The 17,027-nt window shown below is 70.6% G+C and carries 13 protein-coding genes; 4 read left to right on the plus strand and 9 right to left on the minus strand.

The genetic code is table 11. The annotated features are described in order from the left end of the window. The first annotated feature begins 20 nt into the window (after positions 1-20). Entirely contained in the window at positions 21-1,853 is a 1,833-nt protein-coding gene (gene sucB / locus KVY00_RS01175; RefSeq protein ID WP_223043940.1) for a 2-oxoglutarate dehydrogenase, E2 component, dihydrolipoamide succinyltransferase, read from the plus strand. A 24-nt stretch (positions 1,854-1,877) separates the two neighbouring features. On the opposite strand, the gene KVY00_RS01180 is transcribed toward sucB, so the two are convergent. Further along, a complete protein-coding gene (locus KVY00_RS01180) occupies positions 1,878-2,273 on the minus strand; it encodes a hypothetical protein (RefSeq protein ID WP_223043941.1) in 396 nt (131 codons plus the stop codon). Between the two features lie 219 nt (positions 2,274-2,492). Here KVY00_RS01180 and KVY00_RS01185 point away from each other — a divergent pair, with 219 nt between their 5' ends. The 3 genes from KVY00_RS01185 (at position 2,493) to glnA (ending at position 5,187) form a co-directional block, all read left to right on the plus strand. Further along, positions 2,493-3,182 carry a DUF4191 domain-containing protein gene (locus tag KVY00_RS01185; RefSeq protein WP_223043942.1) on the plus strand — a complete coding sequence of 230 codons (690 nt, stop codon included), beginning with the start codon at positions 2,493-2,495 and terminating at the stop codon, positions 3,180-3,182. Between the two features lie 5 nt (positions 3,183-3,187). Further along, entirely contained in the window at positions 3,188-3,619 is a 432-nt protein-coding gene (locus KVY00_RS01190) for an RDD family protein (protein ID WP_223043943.1), read from the plus strand. 143 nt (positions 3,620-3,762) lie between these two features. Next, positions 3,763-5,187 carry a type I glutamate--ammonia ligase gene (gene glnA / locus KVY00_RS01195; RefSeq protein ID WP_223043944.1) on the plus strand — a complete coding sequence of 475 codons (1,425 nt, stop codon included), beginning with the start codon at positions 3,763-3,765 and terminating at the stop codon, positions 5,185-5,187. A 241-nt stretch (positions 5,188-5,428) separates the two neighbouring features. On the opposite strand, the gene KVY00_RS01200 is transcribed toward glnA, so the two are convergent. The 8 genes from KVY00_RS01200 to KVY00_RS01235 form a co-directional block, all read right to left on the minus strand. After that, positions 5,429-6,556, minus strand: a complete 1,128-nt coding sequence (locus KVY00_RS01200) for an LLM class flavin-dependent oxidoreductase (protein ID WP_223043945.1) — start codon at positions 6,554-6,556, stop codon at positions 5,429-5,431. Beyond that, positions 6,549-7,904 (minus strand): enterochelin esterase domain-containing protein, encoded by a 1,356-nt coding sequence (locus tag KVY00_RS01205; protein ID WP_223043946.1) that lies wholly within the window; start codon positions 7,902-7,904, stop codon positions 6,549-6,551. Before KVY00_RS01205 ends, KVY00_RS01200 begins: the two co-directional genes overlap by 8 nt. After that, the gene (locus KVY00_RS01210) at positions 7,904-8,701 is read right to left on the minus strand and encodes an ABC transporter ATP-binding protein (protein ID WP_223043947.1); all 798 of its coding nucleotides are present in this window, start codon (positions 8,699-8,701) and stop codon (positions 7,904-7,906) included. Before KVY00_RS01210 ends, KVY00_RS01205 begins: the two co-directional genes overlap by 1 nt. 32 nt (positions 8,702-8,733) lie before the next feature. Then, positions 8,734-9,774 carry a FecCD family ABC transporter permease gene (locus tag KVY00_RS01215; protein WP_223043948.1) on the minus strand — a complete coding sequence of 347 codons (1,041 nt, stop codon included), beginning with the start codon at positions 9,772-9,774 and terminating at the stop codon, positions 8,734-8,736. After that, positions 9,771-10,775 carry a FecCD family ABC transporter permease gene (locus KVY00_RS01220; RefSeq protein WP_223043949.1) on the minus strand — a complete coding sequence of 335 codons (1,005 nt, stop codon included), beginning with the start codon at positions 10,773-10,775 and terminating at the stop codon, positions 9,771-9,773. The genes KVY00_RS01215 and KVY00_RS01220 overlap by 4 nt, the downstream gene beginning before the upstream one ends. 24 nt (positions 10,776-10,799) lie before the next feature. Continuing rightward, the gene (fepB, locus tag KVY00_RS01225; protein ID WP_255572705.1) at positions 10,800-11,795 is read right to left on the minus strand and encodes a Fe2+-enterobactin ABC transporter substrate-binding protein; all 996 of its coding nucleotides are present in this window, start codon (positions 11,793-11,795) and stop codon (positions 10,800-10,802) included. Between the two features lie 86 nt (positions 11,796-11,881). Next, entirely contained in the window at positions 11,882-13,615 is a 1,734-nt protein-coding gene (locus KVY00_RS01230) for a siderophore-interacting protein (protein WP_223043950.1), read from the minus strand. A gap of 374 nt (positions 13,616-13,989) precedes the next feature. Then, the gene (locus KVY00_RS01235) at positions 13,990-17,022 is read right to left on the minus strand and encodes a bifunctional [glutamine synthetase] adenylyltransferase/[glutamine synthetase]-adenylyl-L-tyrosine phosphorylase (RefSeq protein ID WP_223043951.1); all 3,033 of its coding nucleotides are present in this window, start codon (positions 17,020-17,022) and stop codon (positions 13,990-13,992) included. Positions 17,023-17,027: the final 5 nt, after the last annotated feature.

Genomic DNA, 17,027 nt, shown 5'->3' on the forward strand with positions numbered 1-17,027 from the left:
ACGAAACGGAGATAAGCACGATGAGTGAATCGGTGGTCCTCCCCGCACTGGGTGAGAGTGTGACCGAGGGCACGGTGACCCGCTGGCTGAAGAACGTCGGCGACACCGTCGAGGTCGACGAGCCCCTGCTCGAGGTGTCGACCGACAAGGTCGACACCGAGATCCCGTCCCCCGTCGCCGGTGTTGTCGAAGAGATCCTCGTGCAGGAGGACGAGACCGCGGAAGTCGGCGCCGTGCTCGCCCGCGTCGGCGATGGCAGCGGCTCCGCTGCGCAGGGCGGCGCTCCCGAGGCAGCCGCACCGGCCGCCGAGGCGGCTCCGGCCGAGCAGCCGGCGCCCGCCCAGCAGGCCGCGCCCGCGCAGCCCGAGGCGCCTGCTGAGCCCGCCTCCCAGCCCGCTCAGGCGGCCGCCCCCGCGGCCTCCGAGGCAGCCGGATCCGATTCTCAGGAGATCGTGCTGCCCTCGCTCGGCGAGAGCATCACCGAGGGCACGGTGACCCGCTGGCTGAAGAACGTCGGCGACACCGTCGAGGTCGACGAGCCCCTGCTCGAGGTGTCGACCGACAAGGTCGACACCGAGGTTCCCTCGCCGATCGCGGGTGTGCTGCAGGAGATCGTCGTGCAGGAGGACGACACGGTCGAGGTCGGTGGCGTGCTCGCACGCGTCGGCAGCGGCGCCGCCCCGGCCGCCGAGCCGGCGCAGGAGGCCGCCCCCTCCCAGCCCGAGGCCGCGCCGGTGCAGGAGGCAGCTCCCGCTCAGCCCGAGGCCGCCCCCGCGCAGCAGGCCGCGTCGGCGCAGCAGGCCGAGCCCGAGCAGCCGGCAGCCGCCGAAGCCCCCGCTCCGGCGGCTGAGACCACGCAGCCCGAGGCCGCTCCCGCGGCGCCCCCCGCTCAGCAGCCCGCCCCCGCCGCTCCGGCGCCGTCGAGCGAGCAGGCCGCCCCCTCCTCCGGGTACATCACGCCGATCGTGCGCAAGCTCGCCCATGACTCCGGCGTGGACCTCTCCAAGGTCACCGGAACCGGAGTTGGAGGGCGCATTCGCAAGGAGGACGTGCTCGCCGCTGCGGAGAGCGTCAAGAGCGCGGCTCCGGCGACCGCTACCGCGGCTCCCGCTGCAGCGCCGAAGGTCGAGGTCTCCGAGCTGCGCGGCACCACTCAGAAGATGAGCCGTCTGCGCAAGGTGATCTCCGAGCGCGCGGTGGCATCGCTCCAGAGCACTGCTCAGCTCACCACGGTGGTCGAGGTCGACGTGACGCGAGTCGCGCAGCTGCGTCAGGCGAAGAAGGACGAGTTCCTGCAGAAGACGGGCTCGAAGCTCTCCTTCATGCCGTTCTTCGCGCTGGCCGCCGCCGAGGCGCTGCGCACCTATCCGATCATCAACGCGACCGTCGACGGCGACTCGATCGTCTACCCCGACCACGAGAACATCAGCATCGCGGTCGACACCGAGAAGGGTCTGCTGACCCCGGTGCTCCGCGACGCGGGTGAGAAGAACATCGCGCAGATCGCGGGTGAGATCGCCGACCTCGCAGCGCGCACCCGCGACAACCAGCTCAAGCCCGACGAGCTCGCCGGCGGCACGTTCACGCTGACCAACACCGGTTCGCGCGGTGCGCTCTTCGACACCCCGCTCGTGTTCCTGCCTCAGTCGGCGATTCTCGGGACCGGCGCAGTCGTGAAGAAGCCGGCGGTGGTCTCGGGTCCCGACGGCGACGCGATCGCCGTTCGTTCGACGGTCTACCTCGCGCTCTCCTACGATCACCGCATCATCGACGGCGCGGATGCCGCCCGCTTCCTCACCCAGATGAAGCAGCGGCTCGAGGCCGGCGACTTCGAGGGCAGCCTCGGAATCTGATCGGCGCCGCATCGCGCAATCCGCTCACGGGCCGCGGCCACCTCTTCCGGTGGCCGCGGCCCGCGGCGTTATCCGGCCGTGCAGCGCGTAGGCGAGGGCCTCGGTCGCGCGCCGCGCGCTCCAGGGCTCGCCGTGCGCCTCGACCTCGGCTACCGCCTGAGCCACCGCTTCGAGAAGCAGGCCCGCCGCACCCACCGTGTCCCAGCGACGCAGCGAGCGCTCGAGCAGATGCAGCGGGAGACCGAGAGTGCGACAGCCTCGGTCGTGCCGGTGCCGCGCTCGTCGACGAGTGCCGCCGTCCGGCGGCGCGCAGCTTCCCCACTGCCGCAGTTCGATTCCCGCGCAGCAGATCCTCTCCAGGCGCCCGGCCAGGGCGGCGGCGGCTCCGCTCCGGCTGTCGCGGGGTTCTCCGGTGCTCACGTCGCCTCCTCGGTGTGCGCTCACGGACTCGCGTGCTCGCCCGATCACTCCCAGTGTGCCGGGCCGGACTGCCGGAGCGAGCGCCGATCGCGCCATCCGTGGATAACTCGTCCGAAGTCCATCTCGATCGAGTGCTGTGAGCGAACAAGGCCTGTCTGACGCGGGGCGATCCTCTGCGAACGGTCAACGACCCGCGCCGGAGCCGATATCCTAGATGGCATGGCAGAAGAGAAGGCGAAGCGCAACGGTCGCATCCGGCAGATGGTGGAGATCTACAAGACCACCAAGGTCCACGATCCCAACCTCCCCTGGGTGCTGCTGCTGTGCTTCATCGCTCCCGTCGCCGTCTCCGTCGTGCTCGCGTGGCTGCTGAACGGCGGCTGGTTCGGCTGGGTGATCTGGCCTGTCACCGGTGTGCTCGTCGGTATCCTGCTCGCGATGATCGTGCTCGGTCGTCGCGCGGAGAGCATGGCCTACCGGCAGATCGAGGGCCGTCCTGGCGCCGTGGGAGCCGTCGTGCAGAGCGCGCTCCGGCGCTCCTGGCGCGGTTCGGAGGTGCCGGTTGCGATGAATCGCAACCAGGATGCCGTGTATCGGGTCGTCGGTCGCGGCGGCGTCGTGCTCATCTCCGAGGGGTCGCGCCAGCGTACGCAGCGCATGGCCGCCGATGAGGAGCGCAAGATCAAGCGCGCGCTGCGCAACGTCGAGGTCGTGCACCTGTACGTCGGCCCCGATGGTGACGGTGTGCCGCTGCCCAAGCTGTCGAAGACGCTGATCAAGCTCAAGCCGAAGCTCAACCGCAACGAGGTGACGGCCGTCTACAACCGCCTCTCATCGCTGCAGTCGACGCCCGTCGGCATTCCGAAGGGCATGGACCCGAATCGGGTGCGCCCGCAGCGTCCGCGCTGATCCCGATGCCTGCCTCCTCAGCGCCCCAGCGCTTCGGCGACCTCGAGCCCAGCAAGTGGCCGGGCGAGCGACTCGGCCTGCCCGAATCGGGCCCTCGCTCCGTCGCGCGGATCGGCCGCCGCGCGCTCGCGATCCTGATCGACTGGGGACTCGCGGCTCTGCCCGCGTACCTGCTCGTCGGCGGTCCGCACCCAGAGCTGTGGAACATTCTGATCTTCGGCGTGATGCAGATCCTCTTCATCCCCACCATCGGTGGCTCGATCGGACACCGCCTGCTCGGCCTTCGCGTTGCCTCGATCTCGGGCGGCTGGGTCGGCCCCTGGCGACCCCTGGTGCGCACGGTCCTGCTGCTCCTCGTGATCCCGGTGCTGGTCTGGGATTCGGATCAGCGCGGATTCCACGACAAGGTCGCCGGGACGGTGCTGATCCGTGCCTGATCCTGTCTCGACCGAGGTCGACGCCGGTGTAACACCCGCGAAACATCGGAATCACGGTTTTGAAATCAGGGTCGCATAGGCTGGTAACACGCAATCGGGCCGATCCGTCGTGAAGAGCGGTCCGATCTGACACGAGGAGCAGTATGTTCACCACACCCCAAGAAGTGATCGACTTCATCAAGGAGACCGACGTCAAGTTCGTCGACATCCGCTTCGTCGATCTTCCCGGCGTGCAGCAGCACTTCAACATCCCGGCCTCCACGGTCGACCTCGACTTCTTCGAGGTGGGGCAGATGTTCGACGGCTCCTCGATCCGCGGGTTCGCGGGCATCGCCGAATCCGACATGCAGCTCATCCCCGATGTCAGCACCGCCTACATCGATCAGTTCCGCGCCGAGCGCACCCTGATCCTCATCTGCGACATCTTCAACCCCCGCACGGGCGAGATCTACTCGAAGGATCCGCGTCAGATCGCGAAGAAGGCCGAGCAGTACCTCGCCTCGACCGGCATCGCCGACACCGCCTTCTTCGCCCCCGAAGCCGAGTTCTACATCTTCGACTCGGTGCGCCACGAGACCACGCCCCGCCGAACCTTCTTCGAGATCGACTCCGAGGAGGCCGGCTGGAACTCCGCTCGCGATGATGAGGGCGGCAACCTCGGCCACCACACTCCCGCGAAGGGCGGATACTTCCCCGTCTCCCCCGTCGACAAGCAGGCCGATCTGCGCGACGACATCTCGCTCCGCCTCATCGAGGCCGGACTCGAGCTCGAGCGCTCCCACCACGAGGTCGGCGCCCCCGGCCAGGCGGAGATCAACTACCGCTTCGACACGCTCGTGAAGGCCGCCGACGACGTGCTCAAATTCAAGTACATCGTCAAGAACACGGCCGAGCTGTGGGGCAAGACGGCCACCTTCATGCCGAAGCCGGTCTTCGGAGACAACGGCTCGGGCATGCACACGCACATGTCGCTGTGGAAGGGCGGCGAGCCGCTGTTCTACGACGAGAACGGCTACGCGCAGCTCTCGGATATCGCCCGCTGGTACATCGGCGGCATCCTGCACCACGCTCCGGCGCTGCTGGCCTTCACCAACCCCACGATCAACAGCTACCGCCGCCTCGTCAAGGGCTACGAAGCCCCGGTCAACCTCGCCTACTCCGCCGGCAACCGTTCGGCGGCCGTGCGCATCCCCCTGACGGGTTCGAACCCGAAGGCCAAGCGCATCGAGTTCCGGGCTCCCGATGCGTCGGGCAACCCCTACCTCGCATTCGCGGCGCAGATGATGGCGGGCCTCGACGGCATCCGCAACCGGATCGAGCCGATGGAGCCGATCGACAAGGATCTCTACGAGCTGCCCCCGGAGGAGGCCAAGAACATTCCTCAGGTGCCGGGTTCGCTCGAGGAGGCGCTCGACGCGCTCGAGGCGAACCACCAGTTCCTGCTCGAGGGCGGCGTGTTCACCGAGGAGCTCATCCAGACCTGGATCGAGTACAAGCGCGAGTACGAGATCCTGCCGATGGCGGTGCGCGTGCATCCCTTCGAGTACGAGCTCTATTTTGGAGTCTGAAACTCGGACTGTCTCGATTGTTCTGTGATCGGGTTTTCTCGCTCGATCATCGTGGTAGCGAGGGATGCGAGGAGACTCTGACCTGCAGCTAGCCACAGCGAACTCCATCGAAATCGGTTCCGGTTACGCCCAACCCGTGCCCGAGAATCAGGCCGGCACCTCTGCTGATACCAGTTGGAGGTGCCGGCCTTTCCGCGCCCCGGGGTAGCCGTGAGATCAGGATGCCGGGAGCCGAGGCCCGTCAACCGTCGGACGGCCACCGCAGGCCGAGGTGCTCCCGCAGCGTGCGTCCCTCGTAGCCGCGGCGGAAGAGTCCCCGTTCGACGAGCGCCGGCACGACCCGCCCGAGGAACAGCTCGATCGACCGCCAGGAACCACCGGCGAGCGCGATGAACCCGTCGATCGCCGAGGCGCGGGCCCACATCGCTATCTCTTCGACGGCGTCCTCGGGCGTGCCCGTCACGCTCCAGTGCCCCGGCCCAGTTCCGGTGCGCTGCGCGCCCGCGATGCGCCGGGCCTCGGCGCGCGTGTCGGCGAGCGTCACCACGAGGCCGGGGAGGAACCGAACCGCGTCGGCGGCCCGCCCCGCGCGCGCCGCGGCGTCGCGGAGAGCCGCGCGCTGCGACGCCGCGTCGTCGATGGACCCGGTCACCGCGAACACCGCGTCCGCGCACGCCCCGGCGAGGGCGACGCCCTGAGGCGAAGCCCCCGCCTGGAACAGCGGCGGCTCGCCGGAGGGGTGCGCGGCAACGGTCAGCGGGCCCGCGATGCGGTACCGACCGTCATCCCGGTTGACACGGCGTACCCGACCCCGGTCGGCGAACCGCCCTGCCGCACGGTCCAGGATCAGCGCGTCGGCCGGATAGCTGCCCCAGAGCTCGCGCACGGCGTCCACGAACGCGCGGGCGCGGCTATACCGTTCCTCCCCCGTCGGGGCCTCGATCCCGTGGTTCTCGGCTCCGCCGAGGGCTGTGACCGCGTTCCACCCGGCTCGTCCGTCGCTGAGGCGATGCAACGACATGAGACGCCGCGCCGCCGCATAGGGCGAGTCGATGAGCGTCTGCACCGTCGGTACGACCCCGATGCGCGAGGTGCGCGCCGCGAGCGCCGTCACGAGCGTGTGCGAGTCGTGGGTGCTGAAACCGGGCGCACGATCCAGCGTCGCGGGTTCGAGGAAGCCGGAGTCGGGGGCGAAGAGGAAGTCGAGGGCGGCAGCCTCCGCGGCGGCCGCGAGGTCGGCGAAGGGGGCCAGGTCGAAGAGCTCCTCCACGCGGCTGTCCTCGGCTCGCCAGGCGTCGCCGCGCAGCCAGGTCGGCGAGACGGCGAGGCCGATGCTCAGCCGCCGGCCGTCCCCGCAGGCCTCATGCACGGCGGACCGTGTCGCGCAGCAGCCCCGGCAGGCTCGTCGACCAGCAGGCCTCGTCATGCCCGCCGTCGAACTCGCCGTAGGAGAAACGCTCGCAGACCCTCCCCAGGACTTCGCGCAATCGACGGGTGGGCTCGAGCAGCACCCACTCCTGCAGACCCACCTCGAGCGTCACCGTGCCGAGACGCACGCCGCTGTCGGCGATCGCTCGCGTCAACCACTCGGCTTCGTGCGCGCCGCTCACGGCGTTCGGCCACCAGAACGATCCCGATTGGCACACCGACACGCCGAACCGCTCGGGTGCCGCGCATTGCGCGTAGAGGGCGGTGAGGCCGCCGAGGCTCTGACCCGCGATCCGCGTCCGCGCCGGGTCTGCGGTCAGCGGCGCTCCGAGAGGTCCCCCTGAGTCGAAACCGTCGCCCGTGTGAGCGTTCAGCACCCGCACGAGATCGGCGACGAGCTCGGGAGAGCAGGTGAGGTCTCGCACCCGCCGCTCCAGGTCTCCTGAGCCGACGAGCAGCGTCACGGTGGGCGGCAGCACCCCCGCGGCCTGCCACTCGTCGAGCACATGTCCCGAGTCGACCCAGCGCTCACCGTCGAGCAGCACGAGCACGTCCCATGTCTCGGGCGCCGGCCCGGCCGGGATGTGCCACCACAGGTCGGCACGTGCCCGGTCGCCGACGGGGACCACCCGCCCCGGACCGGCCGTGGCCCGGGGCGCGTCAGGGGGGCCTGCGGACAGCACGCTCGCCGGCGCGTCAGGCCCCGACGCGACCGACGGGAGGTAACCGCCGGGCCGGGCTGATTCGCGGGCGAAGGGGTCGGCGACTGCGCAGTGCTGCAGGTCGAACCACATCGCGATGCGGTCGCGGTGCTCGGGCTCGGCGGCGGCGAGGGCGCGGGGCCTGCGCAGCTCGATCATCTGGGCGACCTCGGGAGCGACCCGGGACTGCGGGCCGCCCTGGGCGGCGATCGCGTAGCTGCCGCGCCAGCCCGATCCCAGGCGTATCGCGTACCACCAGATGTCCGTCCCCGGCACGTGGGAGAAGAAAGCATGCTCGATCTCCTTCGGGTCCACGATCTTGTTGCCGAAGAGGGCGACCCGTTCGGTGCCAGGGCCGCCGCGGTGCACGAAGGTGTAGGTGCATGCACCGTCAGCCACGTCCTCGAGCAGGGGCGCGCCCGTGGTCTTGATCTCACCCCAGAACTCGGCGACGGCGAGCGGCCCGGGCCGATTGCCGAGCGCGGCGATCCGGGGGCTGGCTACCCGTCGCACCGGGTCGGGGCGTGTCGCCTGCGGCGGCACCGTCATGGTCATGGCCCCATCACCGCGGGGCGGATCGGGGAACATCACTCCACCCTCCCCTGTCGTGCGCGGGGCACCACGAGCGGCCGCCCCGTCTCGGGGTCGTCGAGCACGATGGCGTCGAGCGAGTAGGCGGTCGCGAGCACCTCGGGGGTGACGACCTCCGCGGCGGTGCCCTGTGCGATGACGGCGCCCTCGTGCATCGCGACCATGCGATCGGCGTAGCGGGCCGCGAGGTTGAGGTCGTGCAGCACGGCCACGACCGTGCGGCCGCGGCGCGTGAGGCTCGCGCAGAGCTCGAGCACGTCGATCTGATGGGCGATGTCGAGGAAGGTGGTGGGCTCGTCGAGCAGCAGGATCCCCGTCTCCTGCGCCAGGGCCATCGCGATCCAGACGCGCTGCCGCTGACCGCCGGACAGCTCGTCGACCATGCGCCCCGCGAGATCGCGCATGCCGACCTCGTCGAGCGCGTCCGCGACGATCCGCTCGTCGTCCTCGGACCACTGACGCAGCAGGCTCTGATGAGGGTACCGCCCGCGGGCGACCAGGTCGCCGACGGTGATCGCCTCCGGGGTGACGGGCGACTGCGGCAGGAGGCCGACGCGTCGGGCGAACTCCTTGCCGCGCATGTCGCCGACGGCCTTCCCGTCGAGTACGACGCGCCCCGCCTCGGGGTGCAGCATGCGCCCGAGCGTTCGCAGCAGCGTCGACTTGCCGCAGGCGTTCGGGCCGACGATCGCGGTGAACGCGCCGGTGGGCACGGTGAGGTCGAGCCGGTCGATCACGGTGCGGCCGTGGTAGCCGACCCTGATCGCCTCGGCGGCCAGTGTGGATGCGTTCATGATGGGTGGGATCCTCCGGTTCGGGCGGGTGCTCAGACGCGGCGCGCGAGCAGCCAGATGAGGTACAGGCCGCCGATGATCGAGGTGACGATGCCGATGGGCAGGCGGAGGCCGACATCGACGTGCTGCGACACGATGTCGGCGAGGGCGAGCAGGATCGCGCCCATGAGCCCGGAGAGCACGAGCAGCACGCTCCCCCGACGGGCGATCCGGATCACGATCTGCGGGGCGGCGAGGGCGACGAACGCGATCGGCCCCGCGACGGCGGTGGCCACCGCCGTGAGCAGTACGCCGACGACGAGCATGCCGAAGCGGATCCGCTCGACCGCGATCCCGAGGCCCGCCGCTGCCTCGTCGCCCATCTCGATCATGCGCAGCGCGCGGCCGAACGCGAGCACGATCGGCAGCAGGACGACGAGCGCCGCTACGATACTCCAGACGTGGGGCCAGCCGCGCCCCGTGAGGGAGCCGGCCTGCCAGACCTGCGCCGCGGAGGCCTGGGCGACGCCGGCCCGCACGAGCAGCAGGTCGGTGATCGCGGCCATGATCGCGCCGATCCCGATGCCGACGAGCACGAGGCGGATGCCGCCCGTCACGCCGTCCTTGCGCGCCAGCAGGTAGACCACGAACGCGGTCACGAGGCCGCCGGCCACCGCGGCGAGGGCGGTCTCGAGCACGCCGCCGCCGAAGAACGTGATCTGCGCGACGGCGCCGGTCGCCGCCCCCGAGGTGAAACCGATGATGTCGGGCGAGCCGAGCGCGTTGCGGGAGAGGCTCTGGAAGACGCAGCCGGCGATGCCGAGGGCGAGACCGACGAGCAGGGCACAGAGCAGGCGCGGGAGACGGCGCCCCTGCACCGTGCGGACGCTGCGCTCCTCCCCGACGCCGAACAGCGCCTGCAGCACCTCGGCGGGCTCGAGGGTGATCGAGCCGAGAATCAGGCTGACGGCGCCGATGCCGGCGAGCAGCACGATGAGCGCCGCCGCGAGGACGGCAGTCCGCACGTCGAGTCGGGCGCTGAAGGGTCCGACCCTGACGGGGATGCTGCGGACGACGGGAGGCGGAGCGGTCATGCGGCGACCTTCCTCTTACTGCGCACGAGCGCGACGAACACCGGACCCCCGATGATCGCCGCGGCGACGGCGGTGGGGATCTCGGCCGGAGCGATGACGACCCGTCCGAGCACGTCGGAGACCATGAGCGTCGCGGGCCCGACGACGATGGTCGCGGGGATCACGTAGCGGTGGTCGGACCCGACGAGCATGCGCACGGCGTGCGGTGCGACGAGGCCGATGAAGCCGATGGGCCCCGCCGCGGCGGTCGCCGACCCGGCGAGCAGCACGACCACGAGGCCTCCTCCCCCTCGCGCCAGCGGTGCCGAGACGCCGAGCGACCGGGCGCTGTCGTCGCCGAGCGCGAGGGCGTTCAGCGAGCGGGTGAGGATCAGCGCGCCGAGCGCGCCCGCGGCGATGAAGGGCAGCACCGTCGCGGTCACCCCGAGGTCGCGACCCTGCAGGGTGCCGACCGCCCAGAAGCGGAACTGGTCGTAGGCCGACTCACGGCTAAGCAGCACCGCTGTGGTGATGGCGCTGAGGAACATCGCGACCGCAGCCCCGGCGAGGGCCATACGGGCGGGCGTCGCGCCCGAACGGTGGGCCGTGCCGAGCGCGTAGACGACCACCGCGGCGACGGCGGCCCCCGCGAACGCGAAGCCGAGATATCCGACGAGGTTCGTGACACCGAACCAGACGATGCCGATCACGACGGCGAGCGAGGCCCCGGCGTTGAGGCCGAGCAGGCCGGGCTCCGCGAGCGGGTTGCGGGTGAGCGACTGCATGACGGCTCCGGCGACGGCCAGGCCCACGCCGACGACGACGCACAGCGCGGCGCGCGGGAGGCGGGAGCTCACCACGATGAGATGGTCGTCGTTCGTCGAGTCGTAGCGCAGCAGGGCGTCGATGACGCTGCTCGCCGGCACGTGGTGCGAGCCGAGCCCGAGGCTCAGCACGGTCGTGACCGCGAGCACGATGATACTCGCGGTCACGACCGTCGCGAAACGCGTTGCCGAGGTCACTGCTCTATGTCTGCGGCCCGGAGCTTACCGCTCGGAACCGAATGCGTCCACGACCGCCTCGACCATCAGGCGCGCGCTGTAGGGGTCGATGCGGAAGGAGGTGCTGCCGACGGGCACCACAGTGTCGTCGGCGACCGCCTTCGCATTCTTCAGCAGCGGATCGGTCTTGATGCCCTCGACGCCGTCGCGCTCGATGCTCACCATGAAGAGGGCGCTCATGTCGCCGATCGCGGCGGGCAGGTTCTCGGGCGTGATGCCGAGCGCGTCGGAGCGCTTCTGCGCGACGAGATCCTCAGCCGGCTCCTTGTACTCGAAGCCGAGCTCCGTCAGGATCTCGGCCTGCGAGCTGTTCTCGGTGAAGACCATCGAGGGATCGGCGCCGTTGTAGGAGAGGGCCGTGACCGGGCCGTCGACCGGGGTGATCTTCTCGGCCTCGCCTGCGACCCACTGGTCGAACTCGTCGAGCGCGGCGTCGGCGTCGGCCTCGTGGCCCGTCGCCTCGCCGAGCTGGGCCATGATCTCGCGCCAGTCGTGCGACCCGTAGTCGATCATGATCGTCGGTGCGATCTCGCTGAGCTGGTCGTAGGCCTCGAGGGTGTTATCGGCACCGATGCTCGAGGCCACGATGAGGTCCGGCTCGGCGAGCTCCACCGCCTCGAGGTCGAGCTCGAGGTCGGAGTACAGCGTCTCGACCCCGCGCTCGTCGGCCACTTCGGCCCACTGCGAGAAGAAACCCTTGTCGTCGGTCAGCGGGGTCACACCCGCCGCGGCGGTGGCGGTGAGCGGGGCATCGATCGCGAGCAGCGAGCCCGTCAGGGTCACGCTCGTCGAGACCACGTTCTCGGGCTTCTCCGGGATCTCGGTCTCACCGGCGTCGTGGGTGATGGTGCGCGGCCAGGCGCCGTCGGCGTCGCCGGCGGCGGCGTCCCCTTCTGCCGAGGAGCCGGAGGAGGCGCAGCCCGTGAGGGCGAGGAGGGCGACCCCTGCGGCCGCCGTGATGACGCGAAGCGATCTCTTCACGATGAGGTTCCTTTCATTGGTGGTTCGGGTACAGCTGAGAAGCCGGACCCGCCTCCGTTGAGGCTGGTCCGAGGCCGGTCTCGGGTTCAGGGGGCGGGGGCGAGGATCATCGCGTCGATCCCCCAGCCGAGCGGGAAGGCCCGTTCGAGGCGCCACCCGGCGCCGGCCCCGAGGCGGGCGATGGCCTCGGCCTCGCGCAGGCCGGCGCCGTTCACGGCGAGGGCGCGCACGTGCGCCTCGTGGGCGGCGGGGTCGAGCGAGTCGGCTCTCGCCCGCTCGACGACGACGAGCGACCCGGTTCGGCCGAGTAGGCCGGCGAGCATCTCGTGAGCCTCTGCGTCGGTGCGATCCCCGAGAGCGAGGGCGAGAACGGCGATGTCGACAGGGCGATCATCGTCGGCGGCACCGTGGTCGGAGATCCCGAGCAGCACACGGCGCTGCGCCGCTCCCCCGCCGAACAGCAGGTCTGCGCCGACGTCGGTCTCGCGGGCGATGCCCGCCAGCTCCGCGGCGCCCGGTCCGGTCAACAGCGCGCGACGCGCCCCGTCCCAGACCGGGTCCTCGAAGAGCCCGCGGGCGAAGAAGCGCAGCATTGCGGCCTCCTCGCACTGCTCGGCGAACAGGGCCTCGTCGGTATCGAGCACGCTCGCGAGGGACGAGCCGTGGACCCGGTCCCATGCTGCTCCGGACCCTCTCATCGCGTCCGGCAGCTCGATGAGGGCTCGGAGCACGCGCGCCTCGTGCCCGTCGAACGCCTCGCGGGTGTGCTCGTCCGCGAGGAGCGCCTCCCCCGCGGCTCCCAGACAGAGTCGGCCCGCGGTATCTTCCTCGACGATCCCGTGGTGGGCGAGCGTGGGCAGCAGGGCGGCGAGGGCCTCCTCCTGGATGCCGAGCCGCTCGGCGAGGTCGGAGGCCGGCGTGCCCGGTCGGTCGGCCACGAGGTCGATGAGGCCGCTCTCGCAGGCGGCCCTCACAACGAGCCAGGCGACCGGCGAGGGGACCTCGGGGAAGGCGACACCGAGTTCCTCGTCGTCGGCGTGCCAGTATCCGGTGATGCACACGCGGTCCTTCGGCATGCCCCGTTCACGGCCGAGGAACCTGCGCAGCGGCAGCAACGTGCGGCTCTCGCCCGCTGCCCAGACGAAGCCGTCGCCGTCCGTCGGCACAGCGGCCCGCACCGCCTTCTCGAGGGCCGCGCGGTCGGTGGGGGACGCGACGACCCAGTCGAGCGCGTCACCTTCCCGCACCGCGAGATCTTGACGCGCGAAGGGCTGCTCGATGGTGACGACGATCCGGGCAGGGACGTCGAGCGGGCGTTCGTCGAGGAAGCGGCCGATGGCGGGAAGCGCTGTCTCGTCGCCGACGAGCACGATCCAGTCGAGCCGCTCGGGCAGGACGATCGACGACTTCGGCCCGACGATCCACAGATCGTCGCCGACGCGGGCCTCACGAGCCCAGTCGGAGGCCGGGCCGTGGCTGTGCAGCACGAAATCGAGGTCGAGTTCGCCGGAGGCGGCGTCGACACGGCGGGGCGTGTAGTCTCGGGCGATGCGCGCCGGCGCAGCGGTCCACTCGATGCCCTGGGCCAACTGCGTCGGCAGCACGTCGGGCAGTTCGGCGGGGTCGGCGAAGATCGCCTTGACGTGATCGTCGAACGTCGGCGAGTGAAACGGGCCGAGCGTCAGGCCGTCGCGTTCGAACCCGCCCATCTCCGGCCCTCCGAGGGTCACCCGACGCATCCGCGGGGTCACGTCGCGCACCGCGAGCACGTCGAGCCTGCGCAGAACGAGCGGGTGCGTGACGAAGTCGCGATGGGCCATGAACATGCCTCCCCTGGCGGGGCTGTGACCCCGATCATCCGATTAAAGCAATCCTCACCTTATCTACATCAGATGATTGCGTGCAAACTCGTCTGTCGAGTGGTGCTCTGCCCATGGGAGCCGCCCGAACGCCGAAAGCCCCCGGCCAAGCGGCCGGGGGCTTTCGAGTTGGTGTCGGGCGACAGCGGTGTCGCGATCGGTTCACCGAGTCAGGATTCGAGTTCGTCTTCGAGCTCAGCACCGTCTTCGGCGAGGATGGCCTCGAGGAATGACTGTAGGTACTTCATAACAATCAGGTTACGCTTCTTGCGCTGATTTGACTAGTCCCCCTGGTGAACACGGGTCGCATATTTCGTGACGTGACGGTGAACGGCTCAGGGAAGCGGGTAGCGAACGTCGTCGTCCGAGTACCCGAAGAACTCCCGCTCGAACACCGCACGCGCGCGTCGGGAGACCGCGAACCACCGCTCTTCCAGCTCGAAGGTGCGCCCACGGGGCAGGTCGAGCACGCCCGCGATGCCCTCCAGGTCGTTGCGATCGACCGGCAGCGAATCGGAGGCACGTCCGGTCCACAGCTTCAGAGCCGAGCGCACGCGGCTCGCGAAGCGCCAGGAGTCTGCGAGATGCTCGACATCGCCCGGGTCGAGCATCTCGAGCGTGCTCGCGGCCTCGAGCGCGCGGAGGGTCGACACGGTGCGCAACTCGCCGTGCTGCGCCCCCGCCCGCATCTGCAGCAGCTGCACCAGCCACTCCACGTCGCTGATTCCCCCTGGGCCGAGCTTGAGGTGGCGTCTGCGATCGGCTCCCTGCGGCAGCCGTTCGGCCTCGACCCGCGCTTTGATCCTGCGTACCTCGCGTACCTCGTTCTCTCCGAAGCTCGCGGGATAGCGGACCTCATCGGCCATGTCGATGAAGTCGGCGCCGAGGCCCTCATCGCCGGCGACGGCCCTCGCACGCAGCAGCGCCTGCGCCTCCCACGTAACCGACCAGCGGCGGTAATACGCGCGGTAGGCGTCGAGGCTGCGCGCGAGCGGGCCGTTCTTGCCCTCGGGGCGCAGGTCGAAGTCGAGGTCGACGGGGAATCGCGGATCCGATACGAGGCGCCGGAGCTCCGAGATGAGCCGCACCGCCTCACGCGAGGCGCGATCCGGAGCCACCGTGTCGGGCGCGCGAAACACCGCGACCACATCGATATCCGAGGCGAATCCCAGCTCTCCCCCGCCGTAGCGCCCCATGCCGATGATCGCGAGCTCGATCGGGTCGCCCTCCCACTTCGCCGCCGCATCGATGCGGATGGCCGTGAGCAGCGCGTCGAGAAGCGCGGTGTGGGCTGCGTCGAGGCCCATCGCGACCTCGGCATCGTCGATGACGCCGGTGATGCGGCCCATGGCGAGGCGCAGCACCTCCCTGCGGTGAACGGTGCGCAGAGTGGTGGCCGCCGCCTCGGCGCCGGGGCGGCGGGAGGAGAGGGATCGCATCTCGGCGAACAGCTGCGCGCGGCTCATCGGGCGCAGCTGCTCGTCGCGTTCGAGCCACGCCACGGATTCGGGAAGCGATTCGAGCAGCTCGGCCGCGAACCGCGAGCAGGACAGCACTCTCGTGAGCCGTTCGGCGGCCTCGGTGCCGTCTCGCAGCAGCCGCAGGTACCACGGGGTCTCGCTGTTGGCTTCGCTGACGCGTCTGAAGGCCAGCAGGCCGTAGTCGGGATCGGTGCCCTCGGCGAACCACTGCAGCAGCACGGGCATGAGATTGCGCTGGATCCGCGCGCGTCGCGACGTGCCGCGCGTGAGGGCGGCGAGATGCCGCATCGCCCCGTCGGGGTCGCGGAAGCCGATGCTGACCAACCGGGCGCGCGCCTCGTCGCTGCCGAGCACGAGCTCCTCTTCGGGCAGCGAGGCGACGGCGCTGAGCAGCGGGGCGTAGAAGATCTTGAGGTGTAGCTCGCGCACCTCGCGCTTGGTGCGCTCCCACGTCTGCAGCAGCACCTCGCCCGTCTCGGCGAGGCCCGTTGCGCGCGCGAGCACGCGCAACCCCTCCTCATCGGTGGGCATGAGGGCCGTGCGGCGCAGCTCGCGCAGTTGCAGCCGGTGCTCGAGCACACGCAGGAACCGGTAGTCGGCAGCGAGCCGCTCGCCGTCGCTGCGCGCCACGTAGCCTCCGTCGACGAGCGCGCGCAGAGCGGGCAGCGTGCCGCGCAGATGCAGGCGATCGTCGTACTGGCCGTGAACGAGCTGCAGCAGCTGCACGCTGAACTCGATATCGCGAAGCCCGCCGGGGCCGAGTTTGAGCTGCACCTCGAGCTCCCCGTCGGCGATGTGCTCGGTCACGCGCTGCCTCATGCGCTGCACCGATCCGACGAAGTCCTCGCGCGACGACGACGCCCACACCATGTCGCGCGTTCGCTCGACGAACTCGCCCCCTAGGCGGATATCGCCCGCGAGCGGGCGCGCCTTGAGCAGGGCCTGGAACTCCCACGCCTTGGCCCAGCGCTCGTAGTAGTTGAGCATGGAGCCGAGCGTGCGCACGAGTGCGCCGTGGCGGCCTTCGGGGCGGAGGTTCGCGTCGAGCTGCCAGAGCGGGGGTTCGAGGGCGGGATCGTGGATGCCCCGCATCGTCTCGCTCGCGAGTCTCGTGCCGACGCGGATCAGCGCGTCGTCTCCGAGTACCTCGTCGTCCGTGCTGGCGACGATGAACACGACGTCGACGTCGGAGACCACATTGAGCTCCTCGGCGCCGCACTTGCCCATGGCGACCACTGCCAGACGGGCGGCCGCGATGCGCTCGTCGCTCACGGCGGGGCCCGAGCAGCCGGCGGCGAGGCTCGCGCGCGCGACGGCGAGCGATGCCTCAATCGCCGCGCCCGCGAGCGCCGAGAGCGAGGTCGCGACCCGCTCGAAGACCTCGGGCGCCCGGCCCTTCCGCCCGTGCCGGAGATCGAAGAGCATCAGTTCGGAGAGCAGCTCCCGGTAGCGCACGCGCAGTGCGTTCCACCCGGCTTCCGCGGCGAGCGGTCCGCCGTCCTCCCCGCCCTGCACGGCATCGAGCAGTTCGAAGCGGGCCTCTTCGGCCTCGATCACTCGGCCGCCTGCGTCGAGGATCTCGGCGAGTCGTTCGGGGCGCCGCGCGAAGAAGTCGCCGAGGGCCGGCGAGGCGCCGACGAGCAGGCAGAGTCTGTGGAGATGCCGCGGCTCGAGATCCCGCATCCGCTCAGGGTGGGACTCGGCGAGATGCCTCACCCGGATCAGCGCGGCGTCTGGGTCCGCTGCGCGGGCGAACGCCCGCAGCAGCGCATCGACGGGCGCGTCGAGGCTGCGGCCGAGCGCGTGCAGCTCCTCGCGCGCTTCGGAGAGGTCCTGGAACCCGGCGCGCGCCACATCGGCGAGACGCAGCACCGTCTGCTCGGCCACCGTCC

This window comes from Leucobacter tenebrionis (assembly GCF_019884725.1).
Lineage (GTDB): Bacteria > Actinomycetota > Actinomycetes > Actinomycetales > Microbacteriaceae > Leucobacter > Leucobacter tenebrionis.

What these genes read in the sequence shown, in the direction of transcription:
- sucB (WP_223043940.1), top strand. Translation starts at nt 21, where the DNA reads ATGAGTGAATCGGTGGTCCTCCCCGCACTGGGTGAGAGTGTGACCGAG.
- KVY00_RS01185 (WP_223043942.1), top strand. Translation starts at nt 2,493, where the DNA reads ATGGCAGAAGAGAAGGCGAAGCGCAACGGTCGCATCCGGCAGATGGTG.
- KVY00_RS01190 (WP_223043943.1), top strand. Translation starts at nt 3,188, where the DNA reads ATGCCTGCCTCCTCAGCGCCCCAGCGCTTCGGCGACCTCGAGCCCAGC.
- glnA (WP_223043944.1), top strand. Translation starts at nt 3,763, where the DNA reads ATGTTCACCACACCCCAAGAAGTGATCGACTTCATCAAGGAGACCGAC.
- KVY00_RS01205 (WP_223043946.1), bottom strand. Translation starts at nt 7,904, where the DNA reads ATGTTCCCCGATCCGCCCCGCGGTGATGGGGCCATGACCATGACGGTG.
- KVY00_RS01210 (WP_223043947.1), bottom strand. Translation starts at nt 8,701, where the DNA reads ATGAACGCATCCACACTGGCCGCCGAGGCGATCAGGGTCGGCTACCAC.
- KVY00_RS01215 (WP_223043948.1), bottom strand. Translation starts at nt 9,774, where the DNA reads ATGACCGCTCCGCCTCCCGTCGTCCGCAGCATCCCCGTCAGGGTCGGA.
- KVY00_RS01230 (WP_223043950.1), bottom strand. Translation starts at nt 13,615, where the DNA reads ATGGCCCATCGCGACTTCGTCACGCACCCGCTCGTTCTGCGCAGGCTC.